The 17,432-nt window shown below is 67.9% G+C and carries 15 protein-coding genes and 2 tRNA genes; 14 read left to right on the top strand and 3 right to left on the bottom strand.

The features are described from left to right. The first annotated feature begins 125 nt into the window (after positions 1-125). The 7 genes from AC1Q7H_RS25490 to AC1Q7H_RS25460 all read left to right on the top strand — a co-directional run bounded on the left by AC1Q7H_RS25490 (position 126) and on the right by AC1Q7H_RS25460 (position 7,057). A complete protein-coding gene (locus AC1Q7H_RS25490) occupies positions 126-1,226 on the top strand; it encodes an acyltransferase family protein (protein WP_013953243.1) in 1,101 nt (366 codons plus the stop codon). Positions 1,227-1,503: 277 nt separating this feature from the next. Then, a complete protein-coding gene (locus AC1Q7H_RS25485; RefSeq protein WP_013953242.1) occupies positions 1,504-2,742 on the top strand; it encodes a GTP cyclohydrolase II in 1,239 nt (412 codons plus the stop codon). After that, positions 2,739-4,061, top strand: a complete 1,323-nt coding sequence (locus AC1Q7H_RS25480) for a URC4/urg3 family protein (RefSeq protein ID WP_013953241.1) — start codon at positions 2,739-2,741, stop codon at positions 4,059-4,061. The genes AC1Q7H_RS25485 and AC1Q7H_RS25480 overlap by 4 nt, the downstream gene beginning before the upstream one ends. Positions 4,062-4,133: 72 nt before the next feature. Next, complete coding sequence (gene upp, locus AC1Q7H_RS25475; RefSeq protein ID WP_013953240.1) at positions 4,134-4,820, top strand: uracil phosphoribosyltransferase; 687 nt, start codon at positions 4,134-4,136, stop codon at positions 4,818-4,820. Then, positions 4,820-5,512 (top strand): TetR/AcrR family transcriptional regulator, encoded by a 693-nt coding sequence (locus AC1Q7H_RS25470; RefSeq protein ID WP_013953239.1) that lies wholly within the window; start codon positions 4,820-4,822, stop codon positions 5,510-5,512. Before upp ends, AC1Q7H_RS25470 begins: the two co-directional genes overlap by 1 nt. 76 nt (positions 5,513-5,588) lie before the next feature. Then, positions 5,589-6,875 carry an amidohydrolase family protein gene (locus AC1Q7H_RS25465; protein WP_153953467.1) on the top strand — a complete coding sequence of 429 codons (1,287 nt, stop codon included), beginning with the start codon at positions 5,589-5,591 and terminating at the stop codon, positions 6,873-6,875. A gap of 95 nt (positions 6,876-6,970) precedes the next feature. Next, positions 6,971-7,057, top strand: a tRNA-Leu gene (locus AC1Q7H_RS25460). A gap of 160 nt (positions 7,058-7,217) precedes the next feature. On the opposite strand, the gene AC1Q7H_RS25455 is transcribed toward AC1Q7H_RS25460, so the two are convergent. Then, the gene (locus AC1Q7H_RS25455) at positions 7,218-8,975 is read right to left on the bottom strand and encodes a GGDEF domain-containing protein (protein ID WP_492378019.1); all 1,758 of its coding nucleotides are present in this window, start codon (positions 8,973-8,975) and stop codon (positions 7,218-7,220) included. A gap of 265 nt (positions 8,976-9,240) precedes the next feature. Between AC1Q7H_RS25455 and AC1Q7H_RS25450 the strand changes: the two genes are divergently transcribed. Beyond that, positions 9,241-10,134 (top strand): hydrolase, encoded by an 894-nt coding sequence (locus AC1Q7H_RS25450; protein WP_013953236.1) that lies wholly within the window; start codon positions 9,241-9,243, stop codon positions 10,132-10,134. Between the two features lie 90 nt (positions 10,135-10,224). Here AC1Q7H_RS25450 and AC1Q7H_RS25445 read toward each other — a convergent pair. Together AC1Q7H_RS25445 and AC1Q7H_RS25440 are read right to left on the bottom strand one after the other, a co-directional pair. Next, positions 10,225-10,301, bottom strand: a tRNA-Arg gene (locus tag AC1Q7H_RS25445). Between the two features lie 88 nt (positions 10,302-10,389). After that, positions 10,390-12,087, bottom strand: a complete 1,698-nt coding sequence (locus AC1Q7H_RS25440; RefSeq protein WP_492381875.1) for an MBL fold metallo-hydrolase — start codon at positions 12,085-12,087, stop codon at positions 10,390-10,392. Between the two features lie 225 nt (positions 12,088-12,312). Between AC1Q7H_RS25440 and AC1Q7H_RS25435 the strand changes: the two genes are divergently transcribed. The 6 genes from AC1Q7H_RS25435 (at position 12,313) to AC1Q7H_RS25410 (ending at position 17,415) form a co-directional block, all read left to right on the top strand. Next, complete coding sequence (locus AC1Q7H_RS25435) at positions 12,313-12,690, top strand: hypothetical protein (RefSeq protein ID WP_013953234.1); 378 nt, start codon at positions 12,313-12,315, stop codon at positions 12,688-12,690. 215 nt (positions 12,691-12,905) lie between these two features. Further along, positions 12,906-14,246 (top strand): short-chain fatty acid transporter, encoded by a 1,341-nt coding sequence (locus AC1Q7H_RS25430; RefSeq protein WP_013953233.1) that lies wholly within the window; start codon positions 12,906-12,908, stop codon positions 14,244-14,246. Between the two features lie 41 nt (positions 14,247-14,287). After that, positions 14,288-14,584, top strand: coding sequence for a YciI family protein (locus AC1Q7H_RS25425; protein ID WP_013953232.1), 297 nt, complete (start codon positions 14,288-14,290; stop codon positions 14,582-14,584). Positions 14,585-14,637: 53 nt separating this feature from the next. Beyond that, a complete protein-coding gene (catC, locus tag AC1Q7H_RS25420; protein WP_211981640.1) occupies positions 14,638-14,922 on the top strand; it encodes a muconolactone Delta-isomerase in 285 nt (94 codons plus the stop codon). Between the two features lie 39 nt (positions 14,923-14,961). Next, the gene (gene pcaD / locus AC1Q7H_RS25415; protein WP_211981638.1) at positions 14,962-15,741 is read left to right on the top strand and encodes a 3-oxoadipate enol-lactonase; all 780 of its coding nucleotides are present in this window, start codon (positions 14,962-14,964) and stop codon (positions 15,739-15,741) included. A 258-nt stretch (positions 15,742-15,999) separates the two neighbouring features. Next, positions 16,000-17,415: a DUF1254 domain-containing protein gene (locus AC1Q7H_RS25410; RefSeq protein ID WP_041228661.1), complete on the top strand. Its 1,416-nt coding sequence runs from the start codon at positions 16,000-16,002 to the stop codon at positions 17,413-17,415. The last annotated feature ends 17 nt before the right edge of the window (positions 17,416-17,432 follow it).

Here is a 17,432-nt window from a genome sequence, read left to right as displayed (position 1 = left end):
GCAAACTCGCAACAAGCCGGGGCAGTGTGTAACGAATCTATAGGTAGTGGCGTATGCGCCATATTAGAGCCGGTGCAAGCAGGTAGAATCGCGCCTTCCGTGGCAATTGCAGCATTCCTATAACAATGAGCCCTCGTCCGTCGCGCCTGCCTTGCATCGACGCCCTGAAAGCGGTCAGCTCCCAGTTGATCGTGCTCCATCACCTGGCCTTCTATGGCCCGATGTCCGATACCGCGTATCGGCTGGCCCCGGGGCTGGTGGACTGGCTGTACGACTACGCCCGCATCGCTGTGCAGGTCTTCCTAGTGATCAGCGGCTTTCTCGCCGCGCGCAGCCTGGCGCCGCATGGCCGGCTGGAGATCCGCCAGCATCCGCTGCTGGTGCTGTGGCGGCGCTACCAGAAGCTGGTGGTGCCCTTTGCCGCGGCGCTGCTGCTCAGCATTGCCGGTGCCGCCCTGGCGCGCCATTGGATGGTGCACGACTCGATCCCCGCGCCGCCCGGCCTGCTGCAGTTCCTGGCGCACGTGACGCTGCTGCATAACGTGCTCGATGTCGATGCGCTCTCGGCCGGGGTCTGGTACGTGGCTATCGACCTGCAGCTGTTTGCGCTGCTGCTGGGCGCGCTGTGGGCCGCGCGCGCCGTGGCGGGCGGGAAAGCGCCGGCGGGTGCCGGGGCCAGCATCGGCATCGTGGCGCTGGTGGCGGTGGCGTCGCTGTTCTGGTTCAACCGCGATGCCGCGTGGGATATCTGGGCCGTGTACTTCTTCGGCGCCTATGGCATGGGGGCGCTGGCCTACTGGGCGTCCAACCCCGGCCGCCCGGTGTTGCCGCTGCTGCTTATCGGCGCGGTCGCGCTGGCGGCGCTGGCGGTGGATTTCCGGCTGCGCATCGCGGTGGCGCTTGCCACTGCGCTGCTGCTGGCGGTGGCGCGCCGCGGCGGCTGGCTGGAGCGCTGGCCGCGGGCGCGCGTGGTCGGCTTCTTCGGGCGCATTTCCTATTCGGTGTTCCTGGTTCACTTTCCGGTTTGCCTGCTGGTCAACGCGCTGGTGTCGAACCTGGCGCCGGGCCAGCCGGTGCTGAACGCGCTCGGCATGGTTGCCGCGTGGGGGCTCAGCAATGTGGCCGGCGTGCTGTTTTATCGCTACATCGAAAGCGCCCAGCCGCTGGCGGCGCTGCGTGCGCTGCTGGGCAACGGCCGCGACCCCGCCGGCCGGCAAAGCGTGTAATGCTTGCAGGCACTGCCGCGCAGCGGCGGCACGGTTTGCCCCGGACGGCGCCGTGCCCGCATGGCCGTGCGCGCCTTTTGTTGGTGCGTATGCACCCGCGATGTCCCGCCGCCGGCACGCGATGCGTGCATGCCGCCAGCGCGGACTTGCGTTCGGCGCCACACACATTGCCGCAACACTCGCGTAAACGGGCATTGGGCGATGGCACAAAGGTTGCCTAGTATGGAATCGTAAACCTGACCATTTGGTCAGGATTCCATCGGGAACCGAGGGTGCCATGTCCGACCATATCGTCCTCACCTCACACGCACGCCGCGACAAGCCGGCCGAGCCCATCCACTGGGGCGCCCCCACGGCGGCCGAGCGCGGGCCGGTCATCGCCAGCCTGGCGAATCCGGCACAGCGCAATGTGATCGGCACTCATGCTGGCGCCTACGCCATCTACCGGGCCCTGGCGGTTGCCGCGGGCGCTTTGCAGCGCGACCATCGCACCGACCTGACCGATACCGCGCCGGCGGAAGCCATTGGGCCGCATCCGCAATGGGGCGACCCGGAGAAAATTGTCTCGCTGGATCCCTGGGGCCACCTGGTTTCCACCGTCTTTGCCGACCGCATCGCGGCCGGCGTGGATATTCGCCCGACCATCGCCGTCACCCGTGCGCATATCAACATGCCGGAGCTGGTGTCGGCCATTGCGGCCGGCCGGCTCAAGCCCGACGGCGACATCCTCCATGCCAATGGCGACGTGCGGGTGACCAAGGCGGCGGTCGACCCGGTGTGGTACCTACCCGGGCTGGCGGCCCGTTTCGGCATCAAGGAAAGCGTGCTGCGCCGCAGCCTGTTCGAGCAGACCGGCGGCATGTTCCCGGAACTGGTGACGCGGCCGGACCTGAAGGTGTTCCTTCCGCCCATCGGCGGCATGACGCTGTACTTCTTCGGCGACGTCAGCCAGCTGGGCAAGCCCGAGACCCGCGTGGCGTGCCGCGTGCACGATGAATGCAACGGATCGGATGTGTTCGGGTCAGACATCTGTACCTGCCGGCCGTATCTGGCACATGGCATCGAGGTGTGCATCGAGATGGCGCAGCAGGGCGGTGTCGGGCTGGTGGTCTACAACCGCAAGGAGGGCCGCGCGCTGGGCGAGGTGACCAAGTTCCTGGTCTACAACGCCCGCAAGCGGCAGGTGGGCGGCGACCGTGCCGAGACTTACTTTGCCCGCACCGAATGCGTGGCAGGCGTGCAGGACATGCGTTTCCAGGAGTTGATGCCGGATGTGTTCCATTGGCTGGGCATCCGCCGCATCGACCGCTGGGCGTCGATGAGCAACATGAAGCATGGCGCGCTGGTGGCGCAGGGCATCGAGGTGGTCGAGCAGGTGGCCATCCCCGAGGCCCTGATCCCCGCCGATGCCCGTGTCGAGATCGATGCCAAGGTGGCCGCCGGCTACTTTACGCACTACACGCCGCCGGATGCGAACGAACTGGCCCTGGCAAAGGGCAGGGGGTTGAACGAATGACGATGTTTCCCGAGGATGGCAAGCCCGGCATGGACCGCCAGGGCACAGGTAACGAGATGCGGCCGGGTGCCGGCTGGCTGAGCCCGGTGCCGGAAGGGCATCCCGCCTCGGCGCTGCTGTGTGCCGAGGCGGTGCGCACGCATTGCGCGGCGGTCACCGAACACGTGGCCAGCGGCGCGTCCGAGCTTTTCACCTGGCATCCGGACCGCGTGCATGCAATTGCCGACTATGTCGCCAGCACCATCCGCCAGCGCTATCCGGACCTGCAGGTGCCGTACCACAGCCGCTGGCGCCATTTTGAAAGTGGCGCCGTCGACCAGCGCGCGGACCGCTGGCAGGTGTTGTGCGAGCGTGCCGCGCTGAGCGGGCCAGAGCACCGCGAGGAGCGCGCCCGCATCGGCATCGACCTGGTCATTCCAAGCGTACTGCTGGATGCCGGCGCCGGCCCGGACTGGCGTTACCGCGATCCGGCCAGCGACCTGGTGCTGACGCGCTCGGAAGGGCTGGGCGTGGCCAGCTTCGTCCTGTTCGCGCGCGGCGGCTTCTCGGCCGCGCCGGGCGATCCGCTGCGCGCGGACGCCGAGCGGCTGCAGCGCATCGATGCCGACAGCATCGCCCACGCCTTCCAGGTCGCGCAGCACAACCCGCTGGTGGGGCTGGAAGGCCGCGCCGGCCTGCTGCGCCGCCTGGGCGAGGTGATGGAGGCGACTCCGGCGCTGTTCGGCCGGCCGGCGCGGCTGGGCAACCTCTACGACTACCTGAAGGCGCATGCGGTCAACGGGCAGCTCGACGCCGGCTTCCTGCTGCGCACGCTGCTGGTCGGCCTGGGGCCGGTATGGCCGGGGCGGATCATTGTCGAAGGCGTTTCGCTGGGCGACTGCTGGCGGCATCCGGCCGCGCCGGGCGGGCTGGTACCGTTCCACAAGCTCACGCAATGGCTGACCTATTCACTGCTGGAGCCGCTGGAAGACGCCGGCCTGACCGTGACCGGGCTGGACGCGCTGACGGGCCTGCCCGAATACCGCAACGGCGGCCTGCTCTACGACTTCGAGCTGATGGTGCCGCGCGACCCCGGTTTTGCCGCCGTGCCGCATGCGGTGGATGAGCCCGTGATCGTCGAATGGCGCGCGCTGACAGTGACCGGCCTGGACCTGGTGGCCGACGGCGTGCGCCAGGCGCTTGGCTTGCAGGAAGAAAATTTCCCGCTTGCGCGCGTGCTGGAAGGCGGCACCTGGGCGGCGGGGCGCCGCATTGCCGCCAAGCGGCGCCCGGGTGGCGCGCCGCCGTTCGCCATCATCAGCGACGGCACCGTGTTCTGAGCACGTCGGCCGCCAGGCGGCCGACGTTGCTGGCAGGCATTGCATGTGAAACGTGGCATCAGGAGCGTCACCATGAACGACATGTCCGCTGTTCCCGCTGTTGACCCACTCGATGCCGATGCTGCCGGCCTGCCCGGCGTGCTGGTCGTCGACCACCCGCTGGTGCAGCACAAGGTCACCCTGGTGCGCAGCGAGGAGACCACCACCGACAACTTCCGCCGGCTGGTGCGCGAAATCAGCCAGTTGCTGACCTACGAAGCCACGCGCGACCTGGCCATGGAGACCGTCGCCATCCGCACGCCGATCGCGCCGATGCAGTCGCGGGTGCTGTCCGGCAAGAAGCTGTGCCTGGTGTCGATCCTGCGCGCGGGCAACGGCTTTATCGACGGCATGCTGGAACTGCTGCCGGCGGCGCGCGTCGGGCATATCGGCCTGTACCGCGACCCCGAGACGCTGGAGCCGATCGAGTACTACTTCAAGATGCCGGAAGACATCCAGGAGCGCATGGTGATCGTGGTGGACCCGATGCTAGCCACCGGCAACTCGGCCATCGCCGCGCTGAACCGCCTGAAAGAGGCCGGCGTCACCACCATGAAGTACGTGTGCCTGATCGCCTCGCGCCCCGGGCTGCGCGCGCTGCGTGCAGCGCACCCTGAGGTCGGCATCGTCACCGCGGCCATCGACGACACGCTCAACGAGCACGGGTATATCGTGCCCGGGCTGGGCGACGCCGGCGACCGCCTCTACGGCACGCGCTGATGGACGCGCCCGCCAGCGCCACGGCGCGGCGCCCGCTACCCGCGTGCGATGCCCCGGGCGGGCGCATCCGGCAGGAGAACCAGGCCATGATCCTGCACGCGGCCGAGCATGTCTTCGCGCGCGCGGGCTTTGCCGGCGCCACCATGGCCGAGATCGCAATGCGCGCCGGCGTGCCAAAGTCCAACCTGCATTACTACTTCCGCACCAAGCAGGCGCTGTACCGCGCCGTGCTGGCGCATACGCTGCAGCTGTGGCTGTCGGAGACCGATATCATCCGCGCCGAGCTGCCGCCGCAGGTGGCGCTGGAACAATACATCCGCGCCAAGATGCGGCTGTCGGCCAGTCATCCGGATGCATCGCGCGTATTTGCCAATGAACTGCTGCACGGCGCGCATGAGATCGGCGAGGTCCTGCGGCAGGTGCTGCGCGAGCTGGTGTCGCGCAAGGCGGCGGTGGTGCAGCAGTGGATCGACCGCGGCCAGATGGCGCCGGTCGACCCGCAGCACCTGTTCTTCACGATCTGGGCGGCCACGCAGACCTATGCGGATTTCGAGTCGCAGGTATGCGCGGTGCTCGGCGTCAGCCAGCTGAAGCAGCAGGACTATGCGCAGGCCACCGAGCACCTGGTGGCGCTGCTGCTGCGCGGCTGCGGACTCGAGCCCGAGCCTGCGGCGCCCGACCGGCGCGTATGACGCCTGGACCCGCCCACCGTGGCGCCCGAGCCGGCGCCGTGAGAACATCGCCGTGCCTGCTGCCTGAGAGACCCCCATGCTCGACCTGATCCTGCGGCATTGCAACCTGCCCGACGGGCGCACCGACATCGATATCGGCATTGCCGCAGGCCGCATCGCCGCGGTTGAGCCGGCACTGGCTGCACGCGCCGCCGAGGAGATCGATGCGGCCGGCCAGTTGGTGACGCCGCCGTTCGTCGATGCGCACTTCCATATGGACGCCACGCTGTCGTACGGTCTGCCGCGCGTGAACCAGTCGGGCACGCTGCTCGAAGGCATTGCGCTGTGGGGCGAGCTCAAGCCGATGCTGACGCAGGAAGCGCTGGTCGAGCGCGCACTGGCCTATTGCGACTGGGCGGTGGCGCGCGGGCTGCTGGCGATCCGCTCGCATGTGGACGTGTGTGATCCGCGGCTGCTGGCGGTGGAGGCGCTGCTGCACGTGCGCGAGCGCGTGCGTCCTTACCTGGACCTGCAGCTGGTGGCGTTCCCGCAGGACGGGGTGCTGCGCGCGCCCGGCGCGCTGGACAACCTGAAGCGCGCGCTGGACATGGGCGTCGACGTGGTCGGCGGCATCCCGCATTTCGAGCGCACCATGGCGCAGGGCGCCGAATCGGTCCGGCTGCTGTGCGAACTGGCGGCGGACCGCGGCCTGCGCGTCGACATGCATTGCGACGAGAGCGACGACCCGCTGTCGCGCCATATCGAGACGCTGGCCAGCGAGTCCGTCCGGCTCGGCCTGCAGGGCAGGGTGGCGGGCTCGCACCTGACTTCGATGCATTCCATGGACAACTACTACGTGTCCAAGCTGATCCCGCTGATGCGCGAGGCCGGCGTGGCGGCGATCGCCAATCCGCTGATCAACATCACGCTGCAGGGGCGGCACGATACCTATCCGCGGCGCCGCGGCATGACGCGCGTGCCGGAGTTGCTGGAGGCCGGCGTGCGGGTGGCGTTCGGCCACGATTGCGTGATGGATCCGTGGTACAGCCTCGGCTCCGGCGACATGCTGGAAGTGGCGCACATGGGGCTGCACGTTGCGCAGATGACCGGGCAGGAGGCCATGCGCGCCTGCTTTGCCGCGGTGACCGCCACGCCCGCGCAGATCCTGGGGCTGGACGGCTACGGCGTGGCGCCTGGCTGCCGCGCCGACCTGGTGCTGCTGCAGGCGCGCGACCCGGTGGAGGCGATCCGCCTGCGCGCCACGCGCCTGCGGGTACTGCGTGCCGGCAAGTCCATCGCCAGCACGCCCCCGGCGATGGCCACGCTGGACCTGCCTGGCCGGCCGGCGCAGGTGGACTTCCTGCGGCACGGCGGCGGGCAATAGGGAGCACAAATTTTTTGCGCCAAGGAGTTGACAGTCCCTGTCGGGCTCGGCATAATTTCGTTCTTCGCATCGCGGCAGCAATGCAGCGAAACGAAGCCCAGATGGCGGAATTGGTAGACGCACTAGGTTCAGGTCCTAGCGGTGGCAACACTGTGGAGGTTCGAGTCCTCTTCTGGGCACCAATATTTAGAAAGGCTCGCGCAAGCGAGCCTTTCTTCGTTTCAGCCGGCGTAGGTGACCGAGTCCTTGCCGGGCACCGGCCTCGGATATCTGGAAGAAACCCGCAGCGATGCGGGTTTTTTTCGTCCATCGTTTCCGTGCTGGTTCCGGGGTCGGCCTGGTTCAGCCGGTTGCTACCCCTTCCTCGCGCTGTGCCTCGCGAACGCAGTTGCGCCCTTCGGCCTTGGCGCGGTACATGGCAGCGTCGGCCGCGCCGAATAGCCGCTGCCAGTGGCGCTCGCCGCCGCGTCCGATGGCCACGCCGAAGCTGGCGGTGACGCGCAGCTGGGTGGTGCTGGACAGGTAGACCGGGCGGGATGCGACTTCCGCGCGCAGGGTCTCGGCCAGCGCGGCGGCCTCGCCCGGCCTGCCGTGCGGCAGCAGCAGCGCGAACTCCTCACCGCCGAAGCGTGCCAGCACGCCTTCGGGCGGCACCAGCGCGCGCATCATCGCAGCGAGGTCGCGCAGCACTTGGTCGCCGGCGGCATGGCCGTGGCGGTCGTTGATCTGCTTGAAGCGGTCCACGTCGATCAGCACCAGGCTGGCGCTGTCGTGTGCCGCGTACTGCGCGGCCACCAGCTCCAGCGCGCGCCGGTTCAGCAGCCCGGTCAGGCTGTCGGTGCGCGCCTGGTGTTCCAGTTGCGCGGTCAGCGAGGCGCGCTCGCGCAGCTTGCGGCGCAGGATCTCGATGGCATCGAACAGGCGCCGCATCTCCGCCGCGGGCCTGGTGGACGCCGCTGGCGCAGCGTAGTGCGGGTGGCCGCGCGCCTCGGCCAGGCCGATCACTTCGTCGCCGGCTTGCAGCAGCGGCAGGAACACCGAGCGCTGCGTGAACACCAGCACGTATCCCAGCACGGCAAGGATCAGCGCCGACGTGCCGCACGCGGCCGTCAGCTCGCGCAGCGCCTGTGCGCGCGTTGCGGTGAAATGCGCGACCACCTCATCCAGGAATACGCTGCGCAGCCGCTCCAGCGGCTCCAGCGTGCGCACATAGCGGTTGGTCAGCTCCGTCGGCGTCATCGAGTAATGGCCCGACACGCGGCCCTGCGCAACCAGGCTGTCGATCATGGCCAGGCCCTGGCCGAAGAACTGGTGGCTGGCGTCGGCGTATGCCTGCTCCAGCGCGGGCACGGCGCCGAACATGTTGTACGCCGGCCCTGCCAGCTGCCATAGCTCAAGCAGCCGGCCGCGCGAGCGCGTGGCATCCACCAGGCTCTGCACCGGCATCGGCTGGCGCGCCGCCACGGGCGCCATGATTTGCGAGGCGATGCGCCCGCCATACTCGCGCAGGTCGCCCAGCATCCTGCCTGTCAGGGCCGGCGCCGCCAGGCCGTCGTCGCAGGCGGAGAGCTCGCGCACCTGCCAGGCGAGGGCCGGCTGCAGCGCGTCCACGACCTCGAACATGCTTTCGATGGCGTGTCGGATCTCGTCCATGTCACGGTCCTGGCGCGGGCGCCCGGCGAGATCGTCGATCTCGGCCCGCGCCCGCGCCAGGCGTTCGCGCACGCGCTCGACCATCAGCGGCGGCAGGTGGTGGTGGTGCAGGCCGAAGGGTGCCGGCGGCGGCGCGGCCAAGCGCGCCAGCGCGGCGTCGCTGCGGGCGCGGAAGGTTTGCAGGCGTTCGCGCGCGGCGGTGTGGGGCGAGGGTGGCTCTCCCAGCACGCTGTTGGCCGGTCCGCGTTCAGCGGACAGCACGTTGGCGGCGTCCAGCAACTCGCGGTACGCCGAGATGTCGTACAGGTTCTGCCGGGCCGAGGTGAAGTCGCCATACGAGCGGGCCATCACCAGCGCGGCGAGCACCAGGGTGCAGAGCCCGCCGACCGCCGTGGCGATCGCCAGTTTGCGCTTCAGGCTGCGGCTGCGCCCGGCTGGCGGCGCCATGCCCCCGGGCTCGGACTCACGCCGGCGCGCACGTCGCCACAAGGCCATAAGGTTTGCTCCCGGCGGCAGCATGCCGGGCTATGTCTGCAAGATTTGTCATGACCGCCATTATTGACGAAAAGGCGCAGCGGCCAGGCCAAATTTGCTGGCCGACAGCGTCGCGCGGGGCGCGCGCGGCCGAACACTCCCGGCTAACGCTGGCAGGGCATTTGACCTATGCTCAAACTCATCGGGCAGGCACATATAACGTCCGAAGGTGGTTGCCATGACTACGGTCTTGTCATCGAGAGAAAGGGAGGCGGGGACTTGCCCCGGGTGGCACGCACGTGCTGCGCACCCCGGCATGGTCCTGCATCACCTGCAGTACAGCGTCATCCTGGCCATGCTGATGTGTGCACTGGCCCATGCAGAGGACGCCGTTCCGGAAAACCATGGCGTCTCCGGCTGGGACCAGCCGCTGCAGACGCAACCCGGGCAGGCCGTCATGGCCGACGTGCCTGATCTGCTGGTTGCCGACACCGCTTCTCCTGCCTGGTCCGCCACGCCCGCCGAGCCCGTCACCGTCGAGTATGCCGCGCTGTCGCCGTCGTCCCCATCCGCGTTAACGCTTGCCACCGGCGCCGGGCCCGATGACGATGCTCCCGGTCTTGCCGCGGTGGACCGTGAAACCGCCGCCATGGAGCGCCCGCGCCGGGTGTCGCTGCACCTGGACGACATCACCACCGCAGGCGGTTTTACCGACAGCCGCATGCGCACCATGGCGCTGGCGGTCGATGCCGTGGTGCCGCGCGCAGGCGGGCTGACCATCCAGCCGCGCTTGCAGCTGGCCTACCAGCCTGGCACGTCTCCCGTCTCCGGCATGCCGATGGAAGCCATGCCCGGCGATGCCAGCGCCGCCGGTATCGGCGTGCGCCTGTACGGCGCGCAGCCGACGCGGCTGGCCGGCATCTATCCCTTCGTCGAGGCAGACTGGTGGCAGGACAGCCGCAAGCAGGTCATCAACATCAACGGCACCAAGATCGATGCCGACCTGCTGCGCGGGCTGTTCTCCTTCAACATCGGCGCGCATGGCAATACGTCGACCGGCATGAAGCTATGGTTCAAGGTGAGGGCAGGGCGCAACCCGGGCGGAACGGTCGGGGCGCGCTATCGGTGGTAGGGGTGGTAACAGGGAGGGCGGCGCCAAATGCGAGCGCCGCAATGAAAAAAGGGCTTCCGGAAACGGAAGCCCTTTTTCTTTCTGCATAGGTGGCGCGGCTGGCAGGATTCGAACCCACGACCCCTTGGTTCGTAGCCAAGTACTCTATCCAACTGAGCTACAGCCGCACACGAGAGGCGCCATTGTAGCGCAATTTCTGGTTTGCGCAAGCCCCCCGCCAAAAAACTTCAACTGGCCCCGATGCCCGCGCCAGTGCTACGCCGTGGCTTCCGACCAGACGCCGTCCGCTTCCTGCGCCTTGCCGTCATCGCGCAGCTTGAGCAGGTGCGCCAGCAGCGAGCGCTGCGCAACCGGATGCATGCGCGGCGGCACATCGTCGTAGACGCGCAGGACCAGCTCGCTGATCGGTGCCGGACCCAGTTCGCGCAGCGCGGCAGCGACCTTGGCCTCGCGCTGCAGCCGGTGCCGGACCAGGACGCGGATGGCGTCCTGCGGCCGCGCGATCAGGAAGCCATGCCCCGGCGCCAGCCAGTCGAGGTCTTCGTCCTGCAGCGCGGCGAGCGAGTCTAGGTAGGCGCGCATGTCGCCATCGGGCGGGCCGATGACGACGGTCGAGCCCTGCATCACGTGGTCGCCGGTGAAGAGGGTCTTTTCTTCTTCCAGCAGGTAGCAGAGGTGGTTCGAGGCGTGGCCCGGCGTGTGGCACACGCGCAGGGTGCAGTCCTCGGTGATGGCAAGGCGCTCGCCGTGGTCGAGTTCGCGCTGTGGTTCGAAGGTGGCGTCCTGCCACTGGCCGGCTGGCGCAGCACGCCCGAGCACCGCGGCGCCGGTGGCGGCCTGCAGCGCGGCGGCCGCGGGGGAGTGGTCCTGGTGGGTATGCGTGGCGAGGATCCAGCGGATCGGACCGGGTGCGGCAGCAAGGATGGCGCGCACGTGCTCGGCATCGTCCGGGCCCGGATCGATCACGGCCCATTCATTGCGCGCGCCGCCGCCTACCAGGTAGGTGTTGGTGCCCGGGCCCGTCATCACGTTGCCGTTGTTGGCGGTCACGCGCCAGACGCGCTCGGACAGCCGTACCGGCACGCCCGGTGCCAGCTCATAACGGCCGTGCGTGTTGCCGTCGGGATCGATGCGGCCGATCTCGGCGTAGCACGGCTCGTTGGGCATCACCGGGCGCACGCCGGCCGCGCCGGTGGCCAGCCTCGGCATGATGCAGGCAATGCCGCGCAACTGCGAGTAATAAGCGAAGCAGGTCGCGGCGCTCTCAAACTGTGCGATCGAGCTCAGCGTGCGGCGCGTGACGTGCATCAGCGCCAGGCCGCTGGCCGGATCGGCGGCCTCGCCGGGGCGGATCCAGCGGTGCTCCACGATCTCGGTGCCGTCGGGCACGGCCACCTGGCCTTCGGGGGCGATGGCGACAAAGAAGCGCGTATCGAAACGCTTGGGCAGGCCGGGCGGCGTCAGCCAGTAGCTGTGATAGGCGAGCCGGTCGGCCGCCAGGCGCAGGCCCAGTTGCTCGCAAGCGTGGGCCAGGCCGGGGCCGCCGCGCTGCACCGCCTCGCGCAGCAGCGCCTGCCGGGCGGCGTCGAGCTGGTGCGGCGACTGCAGGCACCCGTCGCGGTCGCAGGCAAACAGCAGGCCGGCCTCTTCATAGCATTCGCGCAAGGCGGCCAGGTAGAAGTCCAGGCCGCTGGCCGGCAGGCCCAGGCGTTCGCTGGCAACGGCGTCGTCCAGGCCGTGGGCATGCGCGTGCAGGGCCTTGTCCTGCGCGTCGAGCGTGCCGCCGGGGAAAACATAGGCGCCGCTGCTGCGGTCGTTGGCGCGTTCGACGCGGCGTACCAGCAGCACTTCCATGCCGGCCGGCGCATCGCGCACGACGAGCAGGCTGGCGGCGGTGCGCAGCAGGGGGGCAGGGTTGGCAGTGCGGTTGCCGCTTGTCTCTGTGGTTGTCATTGTGTCGGCATCATGGTTGTGCTGGCGGCGCGCACCTGGCCGGAACCTGGGGGCGCTGCCGCGAGCCATAGTTTAGCCGCGTTCAAAGATTCGCTATCGCCGGGGGTTGCCCCGGGCTGCCGGGGCGCGCCGGCTTTGGCTTTTCAGGCCGGAGGCAGTAACCTGATAGCTCCGCTTCACTTTTTGGGATGCCCTTGCCGGCGCCCTGCTTCGGAGGAGGTCCGCGTGATCCGAGCTTCTTGCCTGTGCCTGCCGCTGGTGTGCCTGCTGGCCGCCTGCGAAACGCCACCGCAGATGGCACCGCGCCCTGTGCACCCGGCCACCACCCGCATCACCGTCGATCCACAAGCCGCATCCAGGGCCGCGTCCAGGGCCTGCGAGCCGGCCGTGGCGGAAGCCCTCAAGCGCCGCTACCCGCAGCCCGGCAGCGTGATGCTGATGGCCGACCGCGAGCAGTACTACCTGCGTCCCAATGCGCAGACCTCGGTCAATGGGGAGGGTGTGTTCGAGCCTGACGACAGTTCGTCGGCGATCAGCTTCCACTATGCCTGCCTGTACAACGCGCGCACGGGCAAGGTCGACGATGTGCAGATGCGGTATTGATCCTGCCGATCGGCCGCATCGCGGGACACCTGCGCTGAAAATGCCGGGCGGCGAATCCCATAATTGTTGCGCGAAACGGATGTAATCGCGCTTCCCCATTTCCTTGACCTACCAGTCGACCGGCCATTAGCATAGCCCCGCATATTTGCGAAGTTCGCATATAGAACTGTAGTTCTAATGACGTAACTTTGTCTGGCACTGGAGACAAGGAAACTATGAGCAAGATCGCCGGGTTCTTCACCGAACTCATGCGCCGGTATTTGCCGGATCCCTTTGTATTTGCCATCGGCCTGACCTTGCTGACGATGGCGCTGGCGGTGACGGTGCAAGGGCAGGCAGCCCCGGCCGTGATCGTCAGCTGGGGCAAGGGGTTCTGGAACCTGCTGGCGTTCACCACGCAGATGGCGGTGATCCTGGCGATGGGCTATGTGCTGGCCACCGCGCCGTTCACTGACCGCATGCTCGACCGCATCGTCAGCGCGGTGCACTCGCCGCGCACCGCGGTGATCGTCGCCACGCTGGTGGGCGGCATCGGCAGCTACCTGAACTGGGGCTTCGGGCTGGTGATCGGCGGCATCATCGCCAGGAAGCTGGCGATGAAGGTCCGTGGCGTGCATTACCCGCTGATCATCGCGGCCGCGTACAGCGGCTTCACCCTGTACGGGCTGGGCCTGTCGGCCAGCATCCCGGTGCTGATCTCCACCCCGGGCCACCCGATGGAAAAGCTGATGGGCGTGATCCCGCTGTCTGAAACAATCTTCTCCACGCCGATGCTGTTGACCAGCCTGGCGGTGATCGTCACGCTGCCGCTGCTCAATGCCTGGCTGCATCCGCGCAACCCGGCCGATGTGGTGGAGATCCGCCGCGACCAGGAACCCGCCAAGGCCGAGACCGGCTCGGCCCACAGCATGGGCGGCGAGAACACGCTGGCCGCGCGCCTGAACAACAGCCGCATCCTGAGCCTGGCCATCGGCCTGTGCGGCATGGCCTACGCGGTCATCTACTTCACGCAGGGCGGCTCGCTCGACCTGAACCTGATCAACTTCCTGATCCTGTTCGCGGGCGTGCTGCTGCTGGGCACGCCGGTCAATTACGTGGCCAAGCTGAACGAAGGCATCAAGACCATTTCCGGCATCATCCTGCAGTATCCGTTCTATGCAGGCATCATGGCGATCATGGCCGGCTCGGGGCTGGTGGATACGATCTCGCGCGTGTTCGTGGAGATCGCCACGCCGCAGACGCTGCCGTTCTGGGGGCTGCTCAGCTCGTTCGTGATCAACTTCTTCGCGCCCTCGGGCGGTGGCCACTGGATGATCCAGGGCCCGTTCATGGTCGATGCGGCCAAGGCCATCAACAGCTCGGTCAGCCAGACCTCGATGTCGGTGATGCTCGGCAATGCCTGGAACGACCTGGTGCAGCCGTTCTGGATATTGCCGGCGCTGGCGCTGTCCAAGCTGAACCTGAAGGACGTGATGGGCTACACCGTGATCATGATGTTCTGGGTGGGCCTGATCTACATTGCCGCGCTGCTGCTGTGGGGCGCGCAGATTGCCTGACTTTGACCCGCGGCCAGCGTGCCGCTGACAGGAGGACCGCCATGCCGTACCTGATCGAGACCGTCGACAAGCCCAATCACCAGCATGTGCGCCAGGCCACCCGCGCCAGCCACCTGGATTACCTGGAAGCCAACAAGGCGCTGCTGCTGGCCTGCGGCGCCAAGCTCAACGACGATGGCTCGGACGCCGGCGGCGGCATCTATATCGTCGATGTCGACACCCGCGACGCGGCAAAGCAATTCATCGACGCCGATCCGTTCACCGAGGCGGGCCTGTTTGCCGAGGTGCGCATCGTGCGCTGGCGCAAGGCCTATCTCGACGGCGTGCGCCATCTTTGACGAGGCGGCCCGCGCTGCCTCCATCCCACCGTACCCCCAGACAAGGAGACCCCATGTTGTTCATGGCCGAAATGACCGTCAAGATTCCCGCATCGCTCGATCCGCAGTTGGTCGAGCAGCTCAAGGCCGACGAGAAGGCCATGTCGCAGCGCCTGCAGCGCGAAGGCAAGTGGCGCCACCTGTGGCGCGTGGTCGGCCAGTACGCTAACGTCAGCATCTTCGATGTCGGCGACAACGACGAACTGCACACGCTGCTGACCACGCTGCCGCTGTACCCGTACATGGAGATCAAGATCACGCCGCTGGCGCAACACGGTTCGGCCATCGCACCGAACTGAGCGCCTGCCACCCAGCCCACTGATCCTGAGCCAAACGCCATGCCATACGCCGACCTCGCCAACGTCCGACTGCATTACCGCCTCGATGGCACCGAGCACCTGCCGGTGCTGGTGCTGTCCAATTCGCTGGGCACCAGCTTCAGCATGTGGGAGCCGCAGGTGGCGGCCTTCAGCCAGCACTTCCGCGTGCTGCGCTATGACACGCGCGGCCATGGCGAGTCGTCGGTGCCGGCGGGTCCGTACAGCATCGCGCAACTCGGCGGCGACGTGATCGCGCTGCTCGATCACCTTGGCATCGGCGAGGCCAGTTTCTGCGGCTTGTCGATGGGTGGCATCACTGGCATGTGGCTGGCCCTGAACCATGGCCCGCGCCTGCAAAAGCTGGTGCTGTGCAATACCGCTGCCTATATCGGCCCGCCGGAGAACTGGACCAACCGCGCCGCGGCGGTCGAGCGCGACGGCGTGGCATCGATCGCGGCCGCGGTGGTCGACAAATGGCTCACCCCGCCGTATGCGGCCGCGCATCCGGGGCTGGTGGCATCGCTGCGCGCCATGCTCGGCGCCAGCCCGGCCGCGGGCTATGCGGCCAACTGCCTGGCCGTGCGCGATGCCGACCTGCGCGCGGAAATCGAAAAAATCACCACGCCGACGCTGGTTATCGCCGGATCGGGCGACCTGCCCACGCCGCCGCGCGATGGCGTGTTCCTGGCGCAGACGATCCCGGGCGCCCACTATGTCGAGCTGGAGGCCGCACATATCTCCAACCTGGAGCAGGCCGAGGCATTCAGCAAGGTGGTGCTGGATTTCCTGACGCGCTGAGGCCTGATAGAGGGAAAAGCTCCCGGCTGCGGCCATCCGTGCGGCTTTCATCATCCCTTATAGTGCCTTATGATTCACCCCTGACCGATGCCGCCGGCGTTCGGTGCGCTTGCCCTCGCTTCCCGACTTCATGGGAATTGACAGGTCACCGGCGTGCGGGACAAGATGCGCACGGAATAGATGCGCCTTCGGGAAGACATGCCGGCAGTCATAGCCGCAACGCCCGAAAAGCCGCAAAAACATTGGGAAAACGGGGTCATGAAGCCTTCCTTTCGTCAACTGGCGAGCGCGGTCACGCTCGCCGTCATGCTGTCCGGTTGTGTGTCAGCGCCGGATCACGGGGCCAGCCCGGTAGTCGCCGAGCAACCGCCGTCCGACCAGGCCATGAAGGCCTTGTCTGCCGAGGTCTTCACCTTCGCCTATCCGATGGTGCTGATGGACGTGACGCGCGAGCTGATGACGCTGCGCACGCCGGTCAATACCTTCAGCCACAAGCGCACCTTCCCGGACGCAAGCTTCACCGATGTGGTCAGCCCCAACGCCGACACGCTGTATTCGTCGGCCTGGCTCGACCTGTCCAGGGAGCCGGTCATCCTGTCGGTGCCCGATACGCAAGGGCGCTACTACCTGATGCCGCTGATGGATGCGTGGACCAATGTGTTCGCGTCGCCCGGCAAGCGCACGACCGGCACCCGCCGCGGCAATTTCGTCATCACCGGGCCTGACTGGCGCGGCACGCTGCCCAAGGGCATGCAGGAGATCCGCTCGCCCACGTCGATGGTCTGGCTGATCGGCCGCACGCAGACCAATGGCAAGCAGGACTTCCCGGCGGTGCACCGGCTGCAGGACCAGTACCGGCTGACGCCGCTGTCGGCCTGGGGTGGCGGGAGGCGCGTGGCCGAGAAGGCTGCGCCGCGGCCCACGGCCATCGACACCGAAAGCTCGCCCGTGGAGCAGGTGGCGGCAATGGATGCACAGGCCTTCTTCACGCGCTTTGCCGCCTTGCTGCCGGCCAATCCGCCGGCGCCCGCCGATGCCGCCATGGTCGACAAGCTCCGCCGCATGGGCATCACCCCCGGGGTGCCGTTCAAGACCACGGTGATGGAGCCCTCCACCGCGCGCGCGGTGCAGGAGGGCGCCACCGCGGCGCTGGCGGCCATCGTGCAGGGCGCGCGCAAGGGCAATGCCGATGCCGGCAACGGCTGGGTCATGCATCGCGACCTGGGCACCTATGGCACCAGCTACGGCCGCCGCGCGGTGACCGCCTGGGTGGGCCTGGGTGCCAATCTGCCCGAGGATGCCATCTACGCCTCCACCCGCACGGATGCCAACGGCAGGCCGCTGCAGGGCGGGGCAAGCTATGTGCTGCATTTCGACAAGGACCAGTTGCCGCCGGCACGCGCGTTCTGGTCGCTGACGCTGTACAACGACCGGCAGGCTTTCATTCCCAACCCGATCCAGCGCTACGCCGTGGGCAGCCGCGACCGCCTGCGCTACAACCGCGACGGCTCGCTCGATATCTATATCCAGCACGAGCGCCCGGCCGGCGCCAAGGCAGCGAACTGGCTGCCGGCGCCGCCCGATGGCCTGAACATGATGCTGCGCGCGTACTGGCCGGAGCAGGTGCTGCTGGACGGCAACTGGATGCCGCCGGCGGTGATGCGCGTGAACTGACGATCCCGCCATCAAGG

The sequence above is a fragment of the Cupriavidus sp. GW823-FHT06D04 genome (assembly GCF_058795055.1).
The sequence above is the reverse complement of the archived record's forward strand: the minus strand, read 5'-3'. Positions and strand labels throughout refer to the sequence as shown.

Coding starts and splice junctions, on each gene's coding strand:
- AC1Q7H_RS25440 (WP_492381875.1), bottom strand. CDS start 12,087: ATGACAACCACAGAGACAAGCGGCAACCGCACTGCCAACCCTGCCCCC.
- AC1Q7H_RS25490 (WP_013953243.1), top strand. CDS start 126: ATGAGCCCTCGTCCGTCGCGCCTGCCTTGCATCGACGCCCTGAAAGCG.
- pcaD (WP_211981638.1), top strand. CDS start 14,962: ATGCCATACGCCGACCTCGCCAACGTCCGACTGCATTACCGCCTCGAT.
- AC1Q7H_RS25465 (WP_153953467.1), top strand. CDS start 5,589: ATGCTCGACCTGATCCTGCGGCATTGCAACCTGCCCGACGGGCGCACC.
- AC1Q7H_RS25485 (WP_013953242.1), top strand. CDS start 1,504: ATGTCCGACCATATCGTCCTCACCTCACACGCACGCCGCGACAAGCCG.
- AC1Q7H_RS25410 (WP_041228661.1), top strand. CDS start 16,000: ATGAAGCCTTCCTTTCGTCAACTGGCGAGCGCGGTCACGCTCGCCGTC.
- AC1Q7H_RS25455 (WP_492378019.1), bottom strand. CDS start 8,975: ATGGCGCCGCCAGCCGGGCGCAGCCGCAGCCTGAAGCGCAAACTGGCG.
- AC1Q7H_RS25470 (WP_013953239.1), top strand. CDS start 4,820: ATGGACGCGCCCGCCAGCGCCACGGCGCGGCGCCCGCTACCCGCGTGC.
- AC1Q7H_RS25425 (WP_013953232.1), top strand. CDS start 14,288: ATGCCGTACCTGATCGAGACCGTCGACAAGCCCAATCACCAGCATGTG.
- catC (WP_211981640.1), top strand. CDS start 14,638: ATGTTGTTCATGGCCGAAATGACCGTCAAGATTCCCGCATCGCTCGAT.
- upp (WP_013953240.1), top strand. CDS start 4,134: ATGAACGACATGTCCGCTGTTCCCGCTGTTGACCCACTCGATGCCGAT.
- AC1Q7H_RS25480 (WP_013953241.1), top strand. CDS start 2,739: ATGACGATGTTTCCCGAGGATGGCAAGCCCGGCATGGACCGCCAGGGC.
- AC1Q7H_RS25450 (WP_013953236.1), top strand. CDS start 9,241: ATGACTACGGTCTTGTCATCGAGAGAAAGGGAGGCGGGGACTTGCCCC.
- AC1Q7H_RS25430 (WP_013953233.1), top strand. CDS start 12,906: ATGAGCAAGATCGCCGGGTTCTTCACCGAACTCATGCGCCGGTATTTG.